18 protein-coding genes are annotated in these 18,097 nt (G+C 68.1%); 9 read left to right on the top strand and 9 right to left on the bottom strand.

Annotation, left to right across the window (positions count from 1 at the left end; genetic code table 11):
• Positions 1–7 precede the first annotated feature (7 nt).
• From paaD to HW532_RS16725, 5 genes are all read right to left on the bottom strand, one after another.
• Entirely contained in the window at positions 8–517 is a 510-nt protein-coding gene (gene paaD / locus HW532_RS16745; protein ID WP_213161557.1) for a 1,2-phenylacetyl-CoA epoxidase subunit PaaD, read from the bottom strand.
• Positions 511–1,275, bottom strand: a complete 765-nt coding sequence (gene paaC, locus HW532_RS16740; RefSeq protein WP_213161556.1) for a 1,2-phenylacetyl-CoA epoxidase subunit PaaC — start codon at positions 1,273–1,275, stop codon at positions 511–513. Before paaC ends, paaD begins: the two co-directional genes overlap by 7 nt.
• On the bottom strand, positions 1,275–1,562 hold the full coding sequence (paaB, locus tag HW532_RS16735; protein ID WP_213161555.1) for a 1,2-phenylacetyl-CoA epoxidase subunit PaaB: 288 nt from the start codon (positions 1,560–1,562) through the stop codon (positions 1,275–1,277). The genes paaC and paaB overlap by 1 nt, the downstream gene beginning before the upstream one ends.
• Positions 1,563–1,588: 26 nt before the next feature.
• Positions 1,589–2,578 carry a 1,2-phenylacetyl-CoA epoxidase subunit PaaA gene (gene paaA / locus HW532_RS16730; RefSeq protein ID WP_213161554.1) on the bottom strand — a complete coding sequence of 330 codons (990 nt, stop codon included), beginning with the start codon at positions 2,576–2,578 and terminating at the stop codon, positions 1,589–1,591.
• A gap of 145 nt (positions 2,579–2,723) precedes the next feature.
• Positions 2,724–3,692: a PaaX family transcriptional regulator C-terminal domain-containing protein gene (locus HW532_RS16725; protein ID WP_213161553.1), complete on the bottom strand. Its 969-nt coding sequence runs from the start codon at positions 3,690–3,692 to the stop codon at positions 2,724–2,726.
• A 221-nt stretch (positions 3,693–3,913) separates the two neighbouring features.
• Between HW532_RS16725 and HW532_RS16720 the strand changes: the two genes are divergently transcribed.
• Positions 3,914–4,528 (top strand): glutathione S-transferase, encoded by a 615-nt coding sequence (locus HW532_RS16720; RefSeq protein WP_213161552.1) that lies wholly within the window; start codon positions 3,914–3,916, stop codon positions 4,526–4,528.
• Between the two features lie 21 nt (positions 4,529–4,549).
• Here the strand turns inward: HW532_RS16720 and HW532_RS16715 are convergent, their stop codons facing one another.
• The 3 genes from HW532_RS16715 to HW532_RS16705 form a co-directional block, all read right to left on the bottom strand.
• Complete coding sequence (locus tag HW532_RS16715; protein ID WP_213161551.1) at positions 4,550–5,662, bottom strand: ABC transporter substrate-binding protein; 1,113 nt, start codon at positions 5,660–5,662, stop codon at positions 4,550–4,552.
• The gene (locus HW532_RS16710; protein ID WP_213161550.1) at positions 5,649–7,370 is read right to left on the bottom strand and encodes a chloride channel protein; all 1,722 of its coding nucleotides are present in this window, start codon (positions 7,368–7,370) and stop codon (positions 5,649–5,651) included. Before HW532_RS16710 ends, HW532_RS16715 begins: the two co-directional genes overlap by 14 nt.
• 127 nt (positions 7,371–7,497) lie before the next feature.
• Entirely contained in the window at positions 7,498–8,355 is an 858-nt protein-coding gene (locus HW532_RS16705) for a fumarylacetoacetate hydrolase family protein (RefSeq protein WP_213161549.1), read from the bottom strand.
• 377 nt (positions 8,356–8,732) lie between these two features.
• Here HW532_RS16705 and HW532_RS16700 point away from each other — a divergent pair, with 377 nt between their 5' ends.
• The 4 genes from HW532_RS16700 to HW532_RS16685 are packed head-to-tail and all read left to right on the top strand — an operon-like array spanning position 8,733 to position 12,513.
• Complete coding sequence (locus HW532_RS16700) at positions 8,733–9,713, top strand: Bug family tripartite tricarboxylate transporter substrate binding protein (protein ID WP_213161548.1); 981 nt, start codon at positions 8,733–8,735, stop codon at positions 9,711–9,713.
• A gap of 25 nt (positions 9,714–9,738) precedes the next feature.
• Positions 9,739–10,206, top strand: a complete 468-nt coding sequence (locus HW532_RS16695) for a tripartite tricarboxylate transporter TctB family protein (RefSeq protein ID WP_213161547.1) — start codon at positions 9,739–9,741, stop codon at positions 10,204–10,206.
• 16 nt (positions 10,207–10,222) lie between these two features.
• Entirely contained in the window at positions 10,223–11,755 is a 1,533-nt protein-coding gene (locus tag HW532_RS16690; protein WP_213161546.1) for a tripartite tricarboxylate transporter permease, read from the top strand.
• The gene (locus HW532_RS16685; RefSeq protein ID WP_213161545.1) at positions 11,755–12,513 is read left to right on the top strand and encodes an SDR family oxidoreductase; all 759 of its coding nucleotides are present in this window, start codon (positions 11,755–11,757) and stop codon (positions 12,511–12,513) included. The genes HW532_RS16690 and HW532_RS16685 overlap by 1 nt, the downstream gene beginning before the upstream one ends.
• Before the next feature lie 48 nt (positions 12,514–12,561).
• Here HW532_RS16685 and HW532_RS16680 read toward each other — a convergent pair whose 3' ends face one another.
• Positions 12,562–13,362, bottom strand: coding sequence for a GntR family transcriptional regulator (locus HW532_RS16680; RefSeq protein WP_213161544.1), 801 nt, complete (start codon positions 13,360–13,362; stop codon positions 12,562–12,564).
• A 62-nt stretch (positions 13,363–13,424) separates the two neighbouring features.
• Here HW532_RS16680 and HW532_RS16675 point away from each other — a divergent pair, with 62 nt between their 5' ends.
• The 4 genes from HW532_RS16675 to HW532_RS16660 are packed head-to-tail and all read left to right on the top strand — an operon-like array spanning position 13,425 to position 18,091.
• Complete coding sequence (locus HW532_RS16675) at positions 13,425–14,711, top strand: M20 family metallopeptidase (protein ID WP_213161543.1); 1,287 nt, start codon at positions 13,425–13,427, stop codon at positions 14,709–14,711.
• 21 nt (positions 14,712–14,732) lie between these two features.
• A complete protein-coding gene (locus HW532_RS16670) occupies positions 14,733–16,295 on the top strand; it encodes an ABC transporter substrate-binding protein (protein ID WP_213161542.1) in 1,563 nt (520 codons plus the stop codon).
• A gap of 31 nt (positions 16,296–16,326) precedes the next feature.
• A complete protein-coding gene (locus tag HW532_RS16665; protein ID WP_213161541.1) occupies positions 16,327–17,274 on the top strand; it encodes an ABC transporter permease in 948 nt (315 codons plus the stop codon).
• Complete coding sequence (locus HW532_RS16660) at positions 17,267–18,091, top strand: ABC transporter permease (protein WP_213161540.1); 825 nt, start codon at positions 17,267–17,269, stop codon at positions 18,089–18,091. The genes HW532_RS16665 and HW532_RS16660 overlap by 8 nt, the downstream gene beginning before the upstream one ends.
• Positions 18,092–18,097 lie beyond the last annotated feature (6 nt).

The raw sequence follows: 18,097 nt of genomic DNA, 5'->3' as shown, positions 1-18,097 counted from the left end.
ACCGCTCTCATATGCACTTGAAGTAATCGAAGGGTTCGCCGCAGGACCGGCAGCGATAGAGCGCCTTGCAGGCGGTCGAGCCGAACTCGCTGACGCGCTCGGTGTCGGTGCCGCCGCATTGCGGGCAGGCGACCGTGTCGTGGCCGAACAGCGCGCCGCGCCCACCGGCCCGGCCTTGCGGCGGCGCGATGCCATAGGCCCTGAGCTTCTCGCGCGCCTCCTGGCTCATCCAGTCCGTCGTCCAGGCAGGCGAGAGCACGGTGCGGACTTGCGCGTCGGGAAATCCGGCCTCGGCGAGCCTCGTCACGATCTCGAACTCGATCATGCGCATGGCCGGGCAGCCCGAATAGGTCGGCGTGATGGTGACGGTCACCTCGTCGCCGGCGACCTCGACATCGCGCAGGACGCCGAGATCGGCGATGGTCAGCACCGGGATCTCCGGATCGCAGACCTCAGCGGCCGCCGCGCGGGCCCGCGCGCGGCGCTCGTCCTGGCGGGTGTCGAGCGCGCTCACCATGTCATGCCCGGATAGGCGCGCTGCATATACTGCATCTCGGCCAGGAGGTGGCCCAGATGCTCGCTGTGGCGGCCCGTCCGTCCTCCGCTCAGCATGGCGATCTCGCCCGGCCGATCGAGCCCCGCGCGCGCCAGGGTCTCGTTCATCGCACGGTCCCATTCGGGCTTCAGCGCGCGCGCATCCACAGCCACGCCCCGGTCGAGAAGCGACAGCGCGGTCTCGTCCATCTCGAAGAGCTCGCCGGTGAACACCCAGAGATGATCGAGTGCGGCGCGCGTGCGCGCATGGCTCTCCTCCGTGCCGTCGCCGAGCCGGACGATCCATTCGGCGGAATGGCGCAGATGGTAGCGCGCCTCCTTCACGGCCTTGCCGGCAATGCCCGAGAGCGTGGCGTCGGCGGAGCCCGTCATCGCCTCCCAGTACGGCGTCATGAAGGCCGCATGGAAGAGCTGGCGAACCATGGTGTGGGCGAAATCGTCGTTGGGCTGCTCGACGAGCAGCATGTTGGCGAACTCGCGCTCGGAGCGCAGATAGGCGAGCGCGTCCTCGTCGCGGCCTTCGCCTTCCACCTCGCCGGCATAGGTATAAAGCGAGCGCGCCTGGCCGATCAGGTCGAGGCCCATATTGGCGAGCGCCAGCTCCTCCTCCAGCGTCGGTGCCCGGCCGCACCATTCCGACAGGCGGTGCCCCAGCACGAGCTGGTCGTCGGCGAGCCTCACCGCATAGTCGAACAGTGCCTTGTCCTTGGGGATAGCCATCACATGTTCCCCACCTCGTCCGGGATCCGGTAGAAGGTCGGATGCCGGTAGATCTTCGATGCGGTCGGCTCGAACATCTCGTCCTTGTCCTTCGGGTCGGAGGCGACGATGTCGGCGGAGCGCACGACCCAGACGCTCTGCCCCTCGCCCCGGCGCGTATAGACGTCGCGGGCGGCCTGCAGCGCCTGCTCGGCATCGGCGGCGTGCAGGGAGCCGGCATGCTTGTGCGCCAGCCCGTTGCGGCTGCGGATGAACACTTCCCAAAGCGGTGTCGTCTTCGTCGTCATGTCGGTGTCCTGGTCGGTATGATCCGTTACGCGGCCGCGGCGTCGGCCTGGCGCGTCGCCTGCTTTTCGGCAAAGGCGGCCGCCGCCTCGCGCACCCAGGCGCCGTCCTCTTCCGCGCGGCGGCGGTTGCGGATGCGGTCGCGGCCGCAGAAGCCGCCGGACTTCAAGACGGAGCGGAACTCGTCCCAGTCGATGGGGCCGATATCGTAGCCGCCCTTCTCCTCGTTCCATGCGAGATCGGGGTCGGGGACCTTGAGCCCCAGGAACTCCGCCTGCGGCACCGTGGCATCGACGAATTTCTGGCGCAGCGCATCGTTGGTGAAGCGCTTGATCTTCCAGGCCATGTTCTGGTCGCCGTGCTGGCTTTCGGAATCGTGCGGGCCGAACATCATGAGCGACGGCCACCACCAGCGGTCGAGCGCATCCTGCGCCATGGCCTTCTGTTCGGGCGTGCCGTTGCACAGGGTGAGCATGATCTCGTAGCCCTGGCGCTGGTGGAAGCTCTCCTCCTTGCACACCCGGATCATGGCGCGCGCATAGGGCCCGAAGGAGCAGCGGCACAGCGGCACCTGGTTCATGATCGCCGCGCCGTCGACCAGCCAGCCAATGGCGCCGATATCGGCCCATGACAGCGTCGGATAGGTGAAGATGGAGGAATATTTCGCCTTGCCCTGGAGAAGCTGCTCGACGAGCTCCTCGCGCGTCACGCCCAGCGTCTCCGCGGCGGCATAGAGATAGAGCCCGTGGCCGCCCTCGTCCTGCACCTTGGCGAGCAGCGCGGCCTTGCGCTTTAGCGACGGTGCGCGGGTGATCCAGTTGCCCTCCGGCTGCATGCCGATGATCTCGGAATGGGCGTGCTGGGAAATCTGCCGGACCAGCGTGCGGCGATAGCCTTCCGGCATCGGATCGTTCGGCTCGATCTTCTCCTCGCGGTCGATCCGCTCCTGGAACGCCTCGAGAAACGCCTCGTCCTCGTGGGTCGAGCCGTCGGCATTGATCAACCCCTGTGAGTACATGGGTGCAGTCTCCTCCCGATCATCGGTTTTCCCGCAATATATGTTACCAATTATTCTATTTCAACGAAATTACGTAACATATCATAACGCGCTGACACAGAAGGCCTTTCCAGTCATCGATAGTGCGGATTGCGTCCTGTCCGGTTCAGTCGGCCCGCGAAAGGCCGCCAAAGCGCCGGAAGAAGGCTGGGCCCGGCACCTTGAGCGTTCCGCCGTTCCGGCTGGCCGCGCCGTCGAGCCAGCGCTCGCTCGGCTGGAGCAGCGCGCGGTAGAGACCGGCGACCAGGCGGCGCGCATCGGTGCCGGGCCACCCCTCCGGCAGCAGGGCCTCCGGCAGGAGCGGGTCCTTGAGCACGATGCGGCGGAAATAGTGGATGAGGAGCGTGCGTGCCGCCATGGCATCCAGTGCGCCCGGCCGCTCGCCGGCGTCGATTGCGGCCTTCACTCCGGCGAACAGCGTATCCAGCGCGCGATAGTCGCCCGCGAGCTCCTCAAGCGCCCAGGCGCGGGCCGCCAGCGCCGCCGGGTCCGCACCGCCGAGCGCATGCCCCTCGAAAAGCGTGAAGCCCGTGCCCGCAACATGGTCGCGGACGCGGTCGGCGAGCGCCCTGTCGCCTTCCTCCGGCGCGGTGTCGGGCCGAAAGTGAAGACCGGGCGCCGGTGCGGCGAAGGCATTGCGCGCGAGGAACGCCGCAAGGTCGGACCCGGCCTGCGCATCGCGCGGGGCGACCAGCATGAGCCACGCCCCCGACCAGCCCGGCGGGCCGGCGGCATAGATGCGGTGGGTCGCACGGGCGAACTCCGCCGCGCCCGCCGGGGCAAGCCGGTAATAGCTGTTCCGGCCGATGCGCGTGCGCGCGAGCCAGCCTTCCGCCGTCAGCCGCGACATGGCTGTGCGCAGGGCATTGGCCTCCACGCCGAGGCGCCCGACGAGCTCCAGAAGCGTGCCGAGCCAGACCTCGCCGCCGCGCGGCACGATGGCGTCGCCGAATATGGTGACGACGAGCGACCAGACGCGCATGTCGTTCTCCGCGCGCTTGGCCGCGATCACCGCGTCGAGCGGGCCAAAGCCCTCGCCTGCCCGCCGGTTCCCTGTCTCGCCCGTTTCCGTCATAGCCTCACCGTCCGGTCCTGCCCGTCTTCCGGGATCGCCCGCGCGATGTCCAGCCCCTTTCGTCTCGACGCCGGGTTCGGTGCCGCACGGATGGAGGCGTTTCCACCCCCGTGTTTTCCATCCCGTGGAGGCGAAGGCCATGGCGCACCGCGCCGGCGGGCCGTACTCTGTGGCCCCGCCATTCTCGTCTACGGCCAATCCGACAACAGAAAGTCTCCGCCATGAAGCTCTTCTACTCCGCCGCATCGCCCTATGTCCGCAAGGTGCTGGTCGTCGCTCACGAAACGGGCCTCGCCGACCGAATCGAGTTCCTCGACGCCGCCGCGAATCCGGTGAAGCGCGACACGGCCATCGTGCGCCACAATCCGCTCGGCAAGGTACCGACCATGCTGGTGGACGGCGACACCGCGCTCTATGACAGCCGGGTGATCGCGGAATATGTCGACGCCCAGCATGACGGCCAGCGCATGTTTCCCGCCGAGGGAGAGGCGCGCTGGGCGGCGCTGACACTGCAGGCGCTGGCCGACGGCCTGCTCGATGCCGCCCTGCTGGTCCGCTACGAGACGATGATGCGCCCGAAGGAGTTCGTCTGGTCCGACTGGGTCGACGGCCAGATGGCCAAGATCGACTCCGCCTTCGACGAGATGGAGAAGACATGGGCCGGGCATCTGGAAACCCGCCTCGATATCGGCACCATCGCCGTGGCGTCGGCCATCGGTTATCTGGGACTGCGCTTTGCCGACCATGACTGGCGCTCCGGCCACCCGCGCGTTTCCGCATGGTACGACAGCTTCTGCGAACGCCCCTCCATGCAGGCGACGCAGCCGAAAGGGTGAGGTTCCGGGACGGGGGCCGGCTCAGTCGGCCGCGCCGGACCCCGTCCCCTCCTCGAGCCATTCCCGGAACAGGCGGTGGCGGAGCGCCTCGGTGCGCGCATACCACTCGCTGTCCTGCCAGATCGCGGTGTCGAGCCGGTGCGAGGCGGTGGGAAGCTGTTCACGCATGGGTGCCATGGTGACGGGATGCAGGCCGATACGCGTCATGGCCGAGCGCCGCGCCGGCCCGTAGGGGATATGGCGGGCCTGCTCGGCCATGCGATCGGGCAGCGTGGCGAAACGAATGAAGTCCTCCGCCAGGTCCGGCTGATCGGCGCCGCGCGGGATCGCCCAAACGTCGTAGTCGAGAAGCTGGCCGTCCCAGACGATGGAGACGGGCGCCCCCTCGACAGCCCGTGCCTCGAAGAACCGGCCATTATAGCCGCTCGCCATCGCAACCTTGCCGCTCTTCAGGAGCTCCGCGGGCTCCTCGCCCTCCTCCCACCAGACGATATGGTCGCGGATCTCGTCGAGCTTTCGGAAGGCGAGATCCATGCCGCGTCGCGTGCTCAGAAGGTCGTAGATCTGGGCGCGCGGCACGCCATAGGCCATGAGCGCCCATTCGAGAAGCGCGACCGGCTCCTTCCGGAGCGCGCGCTTGCCGGGAAACCGCTCCAGATCGAAGAGATCCGCGACCGTGCCCGGCTTCTCGCCGGGAAAGGCGCGCTCGTCATAGGCGATGACCGTGGAGAAGACGAGCTGCACCACCGCGCAAGGCAGGAACGCGCCGTCGATGAAGTCCTCGCGCGCCGGCGTCCCGTCGGGCGCGGCGACGAAGATCGAGGGGTCGAGCGGCGCCAGAAGTCCCTCCCGGCAGGCCGCGCGCGCATCGGCATCGACCATGTCGATCACGTCCCAGCCGGTGCTGCCATCGGCGAGCTCCGCGCGCAGCCCGTCGAGCCCGCCATTGTAGCGCTCAACCGCAACCGGCACCCCCGTCGCCCGCGTGAAGGGATCGAAATAGGCGATGCGCTGGCTCTCCTCATAGGCCCCGCCCCAGGAGACGACCGTCAGCACATCGTCCTGCGCCGCCGCAGAGCCGAAGGCGGCCAGAACGGCGCACAGGGCGAGAAACACTCCCTCAAGCCGACTCATTTTCCTCGCGCCTCAGCTCGTTGGAGATATCGAGATAGGCACCGATCACGACGCTTTCCGGCACCACGCCGATCAGCCGGCCGTCGCCCGAGGAGACGACCGGGGCGGCCTCGCCGACGAAATCCTTCAGGCTGTCCATGGCCGAACGGATGGTGGTCGTCTCGTCGAACTGGACGGGGCATTTCGCGGCGACGGACGCGGCCGGCGCCGACCGGTCGGCGTGGAGGATATCGCGTGCCGTCACCGTCCCGACATAGCGCCCCTCGCTATCCGTCACGAAGACAGTTCCCCAGTCTGCCCCGGCCATGCGGTCCGCCAGCGTGCCCAGGGGAAGGTCCGCGCCGCAGGAGGGAAAATCCGTGACCATGTACGGCGCCAGCCGGGTATGGGAGAGGATGCCGCCATCGCGCCCGAGGGACAGGTCGCAACCGCGCGCCATAAGCTGCCGGTCGAAGAAGGACCGGCCGAAGGCGCGGAACGCGACCAGATTGGCGAAGACCACGGCGACCATCGCGGCGATGGTGAGCGGATAGCTGTGGGTCAGCTCGAACACGATGACGATCGTCGTCAGCGGCGCGCCGATCACCGGGCTGGTCAGCGCCATCATCCCGCAAATCGCGTAGACGACCGTGCCGGACGTCTCCAGAGGAAGCCCGGCGGCGACCGCCATGCCGAACAGAGCGCCGAACAGGATGCCGATCAGGAGCGCCGGGCTGAACACCCCGCCGGAGAAGCCGAAGCCGATGCACAGGGCGGTGAGCGCGATCTTGGCGACGACGAGAAGCGCCAGCTCGCCCGGCCCGTAAGCCCCCTCGATGGTCGCGAAACGCAGCGCCTCCGCGCCGATGCCCATCACCTCCGGAAGCTCCAGCGCCACCAGGCCGACGGCAAGCCCCGCGATCATCGGCCGGACAGCCGCGGGCACGGCGAGCGCTCCGGCGAGCCGGCCGAACCGGAGCAGGAGATGCATGAACCCCATCGCCACGAAGGCACACAGCACCCCTTCGAGCGCGAAAAGCGCGAATTCGTAAGGATGGGCGACACCGCCGAAGGAGACGATGAACAGCGGCTCGCGTTCGAAGACGACATTGGCGACGACATAGCCGACGGCCGCCGCCACCGTCGTGGGTGCGAAGGCCCGCAGCGAATAGTGGCGCAGGATCACCTCATGGGCGAAGACCAGCCCCGCAATGGGCGCGTTGAAGGCGGTGGCGATGGCCGCGGCGACCCCGCAGCCGACGCAGACGCCCTGCAGATGGCCGATCCTGAGATCGAACCTCGCGCCGAGCCCGCCGAAGATCGCGCCGAGATAGACCATCGGGCCGTATTGCCCGACCGACGCGCCGCAGCCGAGGGACAGGACCGCGGCGAGCGTGGAGACCGTCCCGTCGCGCAGGGAGGGGAGCGCCGTGCGGGTCTGCACGGCGAGGATGGCGTCGGCCGGTCCAAGCGGTCTCTTCACCGTCGATATGCGCTGGAGAAGGAGGCCGACGGCAAGTCCGCCGAGCGCCGGCACGAGAACGGTGGCCGCGGCGACCAGGACCGGCCGGTCCTCCAGGAGGATCCGCGCGCGCGGCGCGACAAGCAGACGGTCGTTCAGCCAGGAGACCGCATCGACGAAGCCGATGGCGGCGATGGATGCCAGCGCGCCGATCGCGATGCTGACCGTCGTCAGCACGATGATCCGGTAGAGCGGCCCCACCGGCACCTCCCCTCATCGTCCTCCAGGCAGGCCAGGCTTCTGCGGCCCGGTTTCCCAAGGCCACTCTAGCCGCTGAAGGCGGCGGGCGTAAAATGCCCGCCGCTTATCTCAGGCAGGGGAGGCTGTCAGACGATCAGCCGCGCGCCGTCCAGGCGACGCATTGCTGGCGCTGCTGGCCGAGGCCCTCGATGCCAAGCTCCATCACGTCGCCCGCCTTGAGGAACACGGCCTCGGGCTTCAGCCCCATGCCGACGCCGGGCGGGGTGCCCGTGGTGATGACATCGCCGGGCTCGAGCGTCATGAACTCGCTGATATAGCTGACCAGCGTCTTCACATCGAAGATCATCTTGGCGGTCGTGCCCGTCTGGCGGCGCTCGCCGTTCACGTCGAGCCACATGCCGAGGGCCTGCACGTCGGCGATCTCGTCGCGGGTGACGAGCCAGGGGCCGATGGGGCCGAAGGTGTCGCAGCCCTTGCCCTTGTCCCAGGTGCCGCCGCGCTCGATCTGGTACTCGCGCTCCGACACGTCGTTGACGACGCAGAAGCCGGCGACATGGTCGAGCGCGTCGTCGACCGTAACATAGCTCGCCCGCTTGCCGATCACGACGCCGAGCTCCACTTCCCAGTCGGTCTTTTTGGAGCCGCGCGGGATGACCACCTCGTCATTGGGTCCCGTGATCGAGCTCGTCGCCTTCATGAAGATGATCGGCTCTTCCGGGATCGGCAGGTTCGATTCCGCGGCATGGTCGGAGAAATTGAGGCCAATGGCCACCAGCTTGCCGATCCGCGAGACCGGCACGCCGATGCGCGGATCGCCCTCCACGGCCGGCAGGCTCGCGGGGTCGAGTGCGGCAAGCGACTTCAGCGCGTCCGGCGCGAGCGTATCGGGCCCGATATCGGCCACATGGTCGGACAGGTCCCGGATCCGGCCCTCGGCATCGAGCAGGCCGGGCCGCTCGGCGCCCGGGGCACCGTAACGCAACAGCTTCATGACGCGTTCTCCCTCGAATGGATATCGTTCGAACCGTCGGCAAGCGCCCCTCGAAGACGCCCGCATCCGGCCCCGCCTGTTCATGGCCGAATTGTCCGCGATCCGCAAGCAGAGGCCGGCCTGCCGGAGAAGGGACTTTTCCAAGGAGCGGAATAGTTTCCGCACCGCACCCTTGCCCCAACTGCGCTTTTGCCGGCGGCGAGGCAATCGACTACGGTTCCGGTGGCGGGTTGTGTGCCGGTCGCATCGGGGGCCTTCTCATCGAGGACGGCGGTTGCGAGGCGGGCGGCATGCCGGCCCGCACAGACATACAAATACACAAGCGAGGCGGACCGCGAACGGCCCGACCCGCACAAGACCATAGAGGGAGAAACGCCATGTTCAGGAGGACCGTCCTCACGCTCGCCGCGGGCGTGGCCGCCTTTGCCATGTCGCTGCCGGTTGCCGGGCTCGCCCGCGCGGAGTATCCGGAGCGCCCGCTCACCATCATCGTGCCCTGGGGCGCGGGCGGCGGCACGGACGCCACCGCGCGCATCGTCGCCTCGGTTCTGGAAGGCGAGCTCGGACAGCCCGTCAATGTGGTGAACCGGACCGGCGGCTCCGGCGTCGTCGGCCATCAGGCCATCGCCGATGCCGAGCCCGACGGCTATACGCTGGGGCTCGCCACCGTCGAGATCGGCATGATGCACTGGCAGGGTCTGACGGAGCTGACCTACGAGGCCTACACGCCGCTGGCGCTCATGAACGAGGACCCGGCGGGCCTTCAGGTGAGCGCCGATTCCGACTTCGCCGACGCCAAGGCGCTCGTCGCGTCGATCAAGGACAATCCGGGCGAGCACAAGGCCTCCGGCACGGGCCAGGGCGGCATCTGGCACCTCGCGCTCGCCGGTATGCTCAACAGCATGGATATCGATCCTCAGGCCGCGCCCTGGGTGCCGAGCAACGGCGCGGCGGAGGGCCTGCAGGACCTCGTGGCCGGCGGCGTCGACATCGTGCCCTGCTCGCTGCCGGAAGCGCGCTCGCTGATCGATGCCGGCCGGGTGAAGTCGCTCGCCATCATGTCCGACAAGCGCGCCGCGCTGTTCCCCGACGTGCCGACGCTGAAGGAGGCGACGGGATCCGACTGGATGCTCGGCGCATGGCGCGGCGTGGTCGGGCCGAAGGGCCTGCCGGACGACGTGTCCAAGACGCTGATCGCGGCGCTGGAGAAAGTCTACAACTCCAAGGAATACAAGGAGTTCATGGCCGGCCGCGGCTATGGCGTGCGCTGGGCGTCGGGCCAGGAGTTCGAGAGCTTCATGGCGCAGAGCAACGAATCGCTCGGCTCCGTCATGAAGGCTGTCGGCCTCGCGAAATAACGAACACACGCACGGGCTTTGTGCCATGCGCGTTTCCGACGCCACGCTCGGCGGGGGCCTCGTGATCTTCGCGATCGCCCTCGCCGGCTATTCGCAGACCTTTCCCGACATTCCGGGCCAGAGCTACGGGGCGGCCCTGTTCCCCACGCTCGTCGCCCTGGGCTTTGCCGGGTGCGGGGTCACGCTGATCGTCCAGGGGGCGGGCCACGGCGAACCGCTTCTCGTGCGCGCCGACTGGGCGCGCGAGCCGCGCGCGATGCTCGCCGTCTCCGGCACCGTTCTCGGCATGGCCGCCTATATCGTGCTCGCCCCGGAGATCGGCTTCGTGCCGACCATGGTCGCGCTGCTGATGATCCTGTTCGCCCTCACGCGGGTGCGATGGTGGGTGGCGCTGCCGCTCGCCCTCGTCGCAACGCTCGCCATCGAGAAGGTCTTCGCCGACCTTCTCCTCGTCCCCCTTCCGCTCGGCCTGATGCCGCGGCTGCCATGGTAGGAGGACGGGCGACACCATGACCCCCATCGAAACGGCGCTCGGCCTCGTCTTCCAGTGGGACGTGATGGTCGCCATCGTGTCCGCCGCCCTGTTCGGGCTGGCGGTCGGGGCGATCCCGGGGCTGACGGCGACCATGGCGACGGCGCTTCTGGTGCCGATCACCTTCTTCATGGCCCCCGTTCCCGCCGTCGGCATGATGGTGACCTGCGCGGCCATGGCGATCTTTGCCGGCGACATACCCGGCGCGCTCCTGCGCATTCCCGGAACGCCAGCCTCGGCGGCCTATACGGACGAGGCCTACGCCATGACCCGCAAGGGCCAGGCGGAGCTTGCGCTCGGCGCCAACCTGCTCTTTTCCGCGCTTGGCGGGCTGTTCGGCACCGCGGTGCTCATCCTCGCCGCGCCGACCCTTGCCGAGATCGCGCTCAAATTCTCCTCCTTCGAATATTTCTGGATGGCGCTGCTCGGCCTCACCTGCGCCGTCTTCATCGGCGCGCGCCATCCGGTGAAGGGGCTCGTCAGCCTGTTCATCGGCCTGTTCGTGGCGAGCATCGGGCTCGGCAATCCGGCCGCCGTTCCCCGCTTCACCTTCGGGTCGACGGACCTTCTGGCCGGGATCGACTTCATCCCCGCCATGATCGGCCTGTTCGCCGTCTCCGAGGTGCTGCGCGCCATGGCCCAGGGCGCGCCGCGCTGGACGATCGACCAGACTTCCATGGGCAACCCCTTTCGCGGCTGGGGACGGCTCGTCAGGACCTATTGGCGCCAGCAGATCCGCGGCAATCTCATCGGCACCGGCATCGGCGCCCTGCCGGGCTCGGGCGCGGATATCGGCGCCTGGGTCGCCTATGCCACGGCGCGGAAGTTCTCGCGCACCCCGGAGAAGTTCGGCACCGGCCATCTGGAAGGGATCGTGGAGAGCACATCGGCCAACAATTCCGCACTGTCGAGCGCCTGGATCCCCGCGCTCGTCTTCGGCATTCCCGGCGACACCATCACCGCCATCGTCATCGGCGTGCTCTATGTGAAGGGCATGAACCCGGGCCCGACTCTGTTCCTGTTCCAGCCGCAGAACGTCTATGCGGTGTTCCTGATCTTCATCGCGGCGAACCTCCTGCTCATCCCGCTCGGCTGGGCGGCGATCAAGCTCGCCCGACGCATCCTTACCGTGCCGCGGACGATCCTGATGCCGATCATCCTCGCCTTCTGCATCGTCGGCGCCTTCGCCTCGTCGAATTCGAGCTACGGCATCATCGTCATGGCTGTGTTCGGCGTTCTGGGCTTCCTCATGGAGGAGAACGACATTCCGGTCGCCCCGTGCATTCTCGGTATTGTCATCGGGCCGATGCTGGAGAAACATTTCATCACCTCGATGATCAAGTCCGACGGCGATCTGCTCGCGTTCTTCGACCGCCCGATCGCCGCCGCTCTCGGAGCCGCCACGCTCGCCATCTGGCTGTGGCCCGTCGCCATGCGGGCCTGGCGGGGGCGGTCGGCTCCGGCGCACCGCAATCTCGAGACAGGCTCACAGGAAGAAGGAGACAGTTGATGGCAGACAACGAAAGATACGCCGTGGTCACCGGCGCCGGCACGGGGGTGGGGCGCGCGGCGGCGCTGGCGCTCATCGCCGATGGCTGGCACGTGGCGCTGGCCGGCCGGCGTATCGAACCGCTCGAGGAGACCGCCCGGCTGGGCGACCCGGACGGCACGCGCACGCTGCCCCTGCCCACGGACGTCTCCGATCCCTCCTCCATCGCGGCGCTGTTCGACGCGGTGAAGGAGCGGTTCGGGCGGCTCGACCTCCTCTTCAACAATGCCGGCATGGGCGCGCCGGCGATTCCGCTGGAGGACATCACCTTCGAACAATGGACGAATGTGGTGAACGTCAACCTGACCGGCGCCTTCCTGTGCACGCAGGAAGCCTTCCGGATCATGCGCGACCAGACCCCCCGCGGCGGCCGGATCATCAATAACGGCTCGATCTCCGCCCATGTGCCGCGCCCGCTGTCGGCCCCCTACACGGCCACCAAGCACGCCATTACGGGGCTCACCCGCTCCACCTCCCTCGACGGGCGCGCCTACGACATAGCCTGCGGCCAGGTCGACATCGGCAACGCGGCGACCGAGATGACGGAGCGGATGACGGACGGCGTCCTCCAGCCCGACGGCACCAAGCAGCCCGAGCCGCGCATGGACGTCGCCCATGTGGGCTCGACGGTGGCCTATATGGCGAGCCTGCCGCTCGACGCGAATGTGCAGTTCGTCACCGTCATGGCGACCAAGATGCCGTTCATCGGGCGCGGCTGACGCGTCGGCCCGATGCGCTAGGGCAGCTTGTCCAGCGCCCGGTCAGCCCTATCTGATCTCGTTGATATAGCAATGGTCTTGCGTGGTCGCGCGGTGCGCGGCCACGATGACCGGGGCGCCGGCCTGGTCGTAGGCGATCTCCTCGATCACCATCACGGCTGCGGGACGGTCGAGGCCGAGCCTCTCCGCATCCTCGTCGCTCGCAAGCTCCGCCGACAGCCGCTCGCGCACGGCGGAGATACGGATACCATAGCGCTCCAGCAGGTGGAGATAGAGCAGGTCGGGCACCTCCGCGCCATCGTGCGGGAAGCCGGGAAGGCGGTCGGCCGGCAGGACGAACCGGTCGTGCATGATCGGCCGGCCGTCCACATTGCGCACGCGGCGCAGCCGGAGAACCTCCGCGCCCTCCTCCAGCTCGAGTCCCGCGCGCTCCTCCGTCGTCGCCCTGCCGACCTCGACGGAAAGATCGGACGTCGTCGAGCGCTGCAGCGCGCCGTCGCGCCCGTGCAGGCGGAAATACTGGAAGAAGAAGCGCAGGCTGTGATGCGGGCTGCGCCCGGTGACGACCGTGCCGGTCTTGCGCCGGCGCGACAACAGGCCTTCCGCGGTGAGATCGGCCAGCGCGCGGCGGACCGTTCCGACCGCCACGCCGAATTTCTGGGCAAGTGCCACCTCGCCGGGCAGGACCGTTCCGGGCGGCCAGGTGCCGAGCAGGATGGCCTCCGAAATGTGCCGCTTTACCACCTCGTAGAGCGGCGCCACCCCTTCCGAGCTCAGCCGTTTGATGGTGCCGTCAGGCGCGTCGCCGCCCTCGCCGGCTGCCCGTTTTTTGTCGTTGACAAGCGTCATTCGCTTCCCTTTTTATTTCTATATAGTTTATAGAAAACACCGTGCCTGAAGGAAAGGGCCTTATGAGGCTCCACGAGACAACCGCACCGCTGTCGCAAGCCTGGGACCGTATCGCCGAGGACGATACGGCCATCGCCGACGATCTCGCGCGCCTCATCGCGGCCGATACCTCCTTCCCTCCGGGCGACGGCTATCCCGCCTTCGCCGATCTCATGGAATCGCTGCTCGCCCCGCTCGGCTTCCGCTTCCGCCGTGTCACCGTTCCGCGCCTTCTCTGGCATGTGGACGGCTCCGGCGCGGAGGGCGAACGGGTCAATCTGATCGCGGAGCGCAAGACGGGTCGCCCCGTTTCCAGCCTCTACTACCATGTCGACACCGTACCGCCAGGGGCGGGATGGACAAAACCGCCGCTCGCCCTGACCCGCGAGGGCAACCGCCTTCATGGCCGGGGCGCGGCCGACATGAAGGGCACCATCGCCGCGACGCTCGCGGCCCTGCGCGCCGCCGGGGCAACGGGCCTCGCTCTGCGCTTCGACCCCACATTGCTCCTGTGTACCGACGAGGAGGGCGGGCTTTATCCGGGCATCCGCCATCTCGCCGAACAGGGGCTGATCGAGGGGCATCTGGTGAGCTTCAACGGTGGTGCGGCGCCGCGCATCTGGGCAGGCTGCTTCGGAAGCATCGACCTGAAGATCACCGTCCATGGCCGTGGCGCCCATTCGGGCGACCCCGTCGGCGGCATCAACGCCGCGGAGGAGGCGATCCCCCTCCTGAACGCGCTGATGGCGCTCAAGACGAAGGTCGAGGGGCGCGTCTCCGCCATGCCCCCGCCGCCCCACCGCGCAGGCCGCCCCCTCCACGGGCGCCTCACCGTCGCGGCCATGCATGGCGGCCAGAAAGGGTCCTCGCTGCCGGCCGAGTTCGAGATCCTCGTCAATCGCCGCTATGCGCCGGAAGAAGCCTTCGAGGAGGTTCTGGCAGAGCTCGAGACCACGGTCCGCGAGGCGATGGCGCCGTCGGTGGCGTTGAGCGTCGATATCCGCATGATCGGCCATCTGGCCCCGGTTTCCGACCCCACGGGCCCGCACTGGCCGCGCTGGCAGGCCGCCCTTGCGGCGGGCTTCGGCTGGGATCCGGCGGAATTCCGCCCCTGGGGCTCTTCGACGAGCTCCGACATGGGCTTCGTGCAGCAGGCGGGCATCCGCGAGATCCTGCTCGCCGGCCTGTCGCGGCCCGACAACAACACCCATGCGCCCGACGAGTTCACCACCATGGACGACGTCGTCGCGCTGGCACGTGCCATCCTGCTCTATCTGAGCGAAGACTTCACCACAAGAACCGGGGCCTAAGTCCAAAGGGGAGTTCACGTCATGACCCGACCGTTCACCGTCAACCGCCGCACCGTGCTTGCGGGCACCGCTGCCCTTGCCGGCCTCGCCGTGCCCTATGGCCGGGCGCTTGCCGCAGCCCCCCGGCGCGGCGGCACGCTGCGCGTCAGCGTCGACCAGGCCATCGCCAAGCTCAACCCGCTGATCGTGCGGGTGAACCCGGAATATCTGGTCGCGGAGTTGCTCTATTCGGGCCTCACGAGGCTCGATCCGGAGATGGCGGCCGAGCCCGACCTCGCGGAGAGCTGGAGCAGCAACGACGAACTCACCGAATGGACCTTCACGCTCCGCGACGGGCTCGTCTTCCACGACGGCTCGCCGTGCACGGCGAAGGACGTCGTCGCGACATTCGAGGCGATCCTCGATCCCGACACCGCCTCGCCGGGGCTGAAGAATGTCGGCCCCATCGACACGGTCACCGCCAAAGACGAGCGCACCGTCGTCTTCGCCCTCAAGGCGCCCTATGCGGACCTGCCCGTCACCCTGGCCTACACCAACGCCAAGATCGTGCCGGCCGCGATCATCGAGAGCGGCCTCGACCGGCTGGCCGGCGAAGCGGTCGGGACCGGCCCGTTCAAGCTGGAGACCTTCGAGCCGGAGCGCATCGTCGCCGTCACCCGCAACGATGCCTATTACGACCAGGAGAGGCCTTATCTCGACCGGGTCGAGGTGCTCGTCTATCCCGACCAGACGGCGGAAGGCTCCGCGCTCATCGCCGGCGACACCGACCTCATGACGAGCGTCCAGCCGACCGAGTTCTCCAGGCTCGAGCGCGCCTCCGGCATTCAGGGCCTCAGGGTGCCCTCCGGGCAGTTCTGCAACGTCAACATGGCTTGCAACCAGAAGCCCTTCGACGACGAGCGCGTGCGCCAGGCGCTGGCCCTGACGGTCGACCGCGAGGCCATGGTGAACTTCGTCACCGAAGGCTTCGGCACGCCGGGCAACGACACGCCGATCAGCCCGGCCTATCGCTTCTATCTCGACCAGCCCGCCAAGATGCCCGACATCGACAAGGCCAAGTCGCTGCTCGCCGATGCAGGCTATCCGGATGGGATCGAGGCTACGCTGATCGCCTCCGACAAGCCGTCCGTGCGCACCCAGCTCGCCGTGGCCCTGCGCGAGATGGCCAAGCCCGCAGGCTTCAGCATCGAAGTGCAGACCATGCCGCACAGCACCTATCTCGATCAGGTGTGGAAGAAGGGCGCGTTCTATGTCGGCTTCTACAACATGCAGCCGACCGCGGACGCAATCTTCTCCCTGCTCTACACCTCCGACGCGCCGTGGAACGAGACGCACTGGAACAACGAGACCTTCGACAAGGCGGTCATGGAGGCCCGCCGGACCCTCGACGAGGGCGCGCGCCGGGAGCTCTATGCCGAGGCCCAGCGCCTGATGGCCGACAAGGTGCCCTCCATCATCCCGGCCTTTTTCGACCTGCTGGGCGCCAAGCGCGACTATGTGGACGGCTATGTGCTCCATCCGCGCGGTGCCGTCTTCCGGCTCGACTATGTGTCGCTCGGCGACGGCGCGCCGACGCGCGGCTGATCGCGCCACGCAGAGCATGTGAGGCCTTCCGGTGTCGCCAACCTATCTCGTCAAGCGCTGCGGCCTGATCGTCTATACGCTGGCCGTGGTCTCGGTGATCGTGTTCGCGATCACCCAGATCCTCCCCGCCGACGCGGCGGTGATGATGCTGGGCCAGAACGCGACGCCGGAGGCGCTCGCCGCCGTGCGCGAGCGTCTCGGCCTCAACGACCCGATCTGGATGCAGTATCTGCACTGGCTCGGCGGTGTCCTTCGCGGCGATTTCGGCACATCGCTGCGCACCGGCCAGGCAGTCGGGCCGATGATGGTCGAGGCGCTCGGCCGTTCTCTCCTGCTCGCCGGCCTGTCGATCGCGCTGATGCTCGCGCTCGCCATCCCGCTCGGCATCGTCGCCGCCATCCGCCGCGGGCGCTTCGCCGACCTCCTGGTCAGCGTCGTCTCCTATGTCGGCGTGTCGCTGCCGGAATTCGTGACGGCGACCGTGGTCGTCCTCGTCTTCGCCGACTGGCTCCAGATCCTGCCCGCCACGGGCTACGTGCCGCTCACGGAGGATCCCGGGGCCGGGCTTGCCCATCTCGCCCTGCCGGTGGTCACCGTGTCGGTGATCCTGATCGCCCATGTCTCGCGCATGGTGCGCTCCGAGCTCGTGGACGTGCTCCATACCGACTACATCCGCGCCGCCCGGCTAAAGGGGCTGTCGGAGCGCACGGTCCTGTTCAAGCACGGGCTCAGGAACGCGCTTCTGCCGACCATCACCATCGTTGCGCTCGATATCGGCTATCTGCTCGGCGGCATCATCGTGGTGGAGGAGATCTTCGCGCTGCCCGGCATCGGCCGCCAGCTCATCGTCGCCATCGAGGCACGCGACCTGCCGGCGATCCAGGCCGGGGCGCTGATCATGGCGGCGACCTATTCCGTCGCCAATTTCGCCGCCGACATGGCCTATGCCTGGCTCGACAGGAGGATCCAGTATGACTGACCTCCTGGCCCGCCTCGTCCGCTCGCCACAGGGCGCCATGGGCCTCCTTCTGGTGGCCTGCGCCGTGGTGCTAGTCCTGTTCGGCCCGACCCTCGCACCGCACGACCCGGAGGCCTTCTCCCCGCTGGCCCGCTATCAGGGTCCGGACGCGGCGTTCTGGCTCGGCACCGACCAATATGGCCGCGACATTCTCAGCCGCATTCTCTATGGCGCACGGTCCACCGTGGTGATGGCCTTCTTCGCCACCGCGCTCGGCACCGCCGTCGGGTCGGTCATCGGCACAACGTCGGCCTTTCTCGGCGGACGCTCCGACGAGGCGATCATGCGCACGGTCGATGCCATCATGTCGATCCCGAGCCTCCTGCTCGCGCTCCTGATCGTCAATCTGCTCGGCAAGAGCGGGCTCAACGCGCTGCTCGCCGTCGGCCTCGCCTTCGCGCCCGGCATGGCGCGGGTGACGCGCTCTGTCGCGCTCGCCGTGCGCCAGCAGGACTATGTGAACGCCGCCATCGCGCGTGGCGAATCGAGCGCCTATGTGATCCTGCGCGAGATGCTGCCCAATGTGATCGCCCCCGTCATCGTGGAGATGACCATCCGCGTGGCCTTCGCCGTCATGCTGTTCGCGACGCTGAGCTTCCTCGGCCTCGGTGCCCAGCCGCCGGCGCCGGAATGGGGGCTCATGGTCTCCGAGGCCCGCCGTTTCATGCATTTGAGCCCGTGGATGATCGTCTGGCCGAGCCTTGCCATCGCCATCGTCGCCATCGGGTTCAACCTGCTCGGCGACGGTCTGCGCGACACCCTCAACCCGCGCACGTGACATCCG

The organism is Kaustia mangrovi, assembly GCF_015482775.1.
Classification (GTDB): domain Bacteria; phylum Pseudomonadota; class Alphaproteobacteria; order Rhizobiales; family Im1; genus Kaustia; species Kaustia mangrovi.
This window is presented reverse-complemented; position numbering and strand designations above follow the sequence as displayed.

Excerpts from the sequence above, each read along its gene's own strand:
- HW532_RS16675 (WP_213161543.1), top strand. The coding sequence starts at position 13,425 with ATGAGGCTCCACGAGACAACCGCACCGCTGTCGCAAGCCTGGGACCGT.
- HW532_RS16685 (WP_213161545.1), top strand. The coding sequence starts at position 11,755 with ATGGCAGACAACGAAAGATACGCCGTGGTCACCGGCGCCGGCACGGGG.
- paaC (WP_213161556.1), bottom strand. The coding sequence starts at position 1,275 with ATGGCTATCCCCAAGGACAAGGCACTGTTCGACTATGCGGTGAGGCTC.
- paaB (WP_213161555.1), bottom strand. The coding sequence starts at position 1,562 with ATGACGACGAAGACGACACCGCTTTGGGAAGTGTTCATCCGCAGCCGC.
- HW532_RS16670 (WP_213161542.1), top strand. The coding sequence starts at position 14,733 with ATGACCCGACCGTTCACCGTCAACCGCCGCACCGTGCTTGCGGGCACC.
- paaA (WP_213161554.1), bottom strand. The coding sequence starts at position 2,578 with ATGTACTCACAGGGGTTGATCAATGCCGACGGCTCGACCCACGAGGAC.
- HW532_RS16695 (WP_213161547.1), top strand. The coding sequence starts at position 9,739 with ATGCGCGTTTCCGACGCCACGCTCGGCGGGGGCCTCGTGATCTTCGCG.
- HW532_RS16690 (WP_213161546.1), top strand. The coding sequence starts at position 10,223 with ATGACCCCCATCGAAACGGCGCTCGGCCTCGTCTTCCAGTGGGACGTG.
- HW532_RS16715 (WP_213161551.1), bottom strand. The coding sequence starts at position 5,662 with ATGAGTCGGCTTGAGGGAGTGTTTCTCGCCCTGTGCGCCGTTCTGGCC.
- HW532_RS16680 (WP_213161544.1), bottom strand. The coding sequence starts at position 13,362 with ATGACGCTTGTCAACGACAAAAAACGGGCAGCCGGCGAGGGCGGCGAC.
- HW532_RS16660 (WP_213161540.1), top strand. The coding sequence starts at position 17,267 with ATGACTGACCTCCTGGCCCGCCTCGTCCGCTCGCCACAGGGCGCCATG.
- HW532_RS16725 (WP_213161553.1), bottom strand. The coding sequence starts at position 3,692 with ATGACGGAAACGGGCGAGACAGGGAACCGGCGGGCAGGCGAGGGCTTT.
- HW532_RS16705 (WP_213161549.1), bottom strand. The coding sequence starts at position 8,355 with ATGAAGCTGTTGCGTTACGGTGCCCCGGGCGCCGAGCGGCCCGGCCTG.
- paaD (WP_213161557.1), bottom strand. The coding sequence starts at position 517 with ATGGTGAGCGCGCTCGACACCCGCCAGGACGAGCGCCGCGCGCGGGCC.
- HW532_RS16720 (WP_213161552.1), top strand. The coding sequence starts at position 3,914 with ATGAAGCTCTTCTACTCCGCCGCATCGCCCTATGTCCGCAAGGTGCTG.
- HW532_RS16700 (WP_213161548.1), top strand. The coding sequence starts at position 8,733 with ATGTTCAGGAGGACCGTCCTCACGCTCGCCGCGGGCGTGGCCGCCTTT.